This is a genomic window from Faecalibacterium sp. DFI.5.82, assembly GCF_029076575.1.
GTDB lineage: Bacteria > Bacillota > Clostridia > Oscillospirales > Ruminococcaceae > Faecalibacterium > Faecalibacterium duncaniae.
The window spans coordinates 1-316 of the sequence record NZ_JARFIS010000399.1; the positions used below are offsets into that span (position 1 = coordinate 1).

The following is a 316-nucleotide window of genomic DNA, read 5'->3' on the forward strand; positions in this document are numbered from 1 at the left end:
TCGTCCTCTGTGATGAACTGCTTGACCGCAGGTACTTCCATCAGCTGAGAGGTAAAGGCAGTGCGGGGCAGGGACAGGTCTTTCAGGTTTTCCCAAATCTCTCTCGGTGTGTGGTAGTGGAAGCGCAGCAACTCCCGGTCCTGCTGGTAGGCCGTCCAGAAGGCGGCGTATTCTTCCGCAAGGGTCTGGCGAAACTCCGGGCGGTTCCGCTGTTCGGCAAGCCATGCGGATTCCTCCGGGAAACCACGACTCGGATTACCTGCGAGGCTGGGCAGATACCCGGCTTCTCTGGCTTCCTCGCTGAAATCGTGGTACA

The 316-nt window shown here is 58.9% G+C and carries 1 protein-coding gene; it reads right to left on the reverse strand.

What is annotated here, in order from left to right:
* Positions 1-316 (reverse strand): hypothetical protein (locus P0G09_RS17150; RefSeq protein WP_275253271.1); only part of this gene is annotated, 316 nt, incomplete at both ends.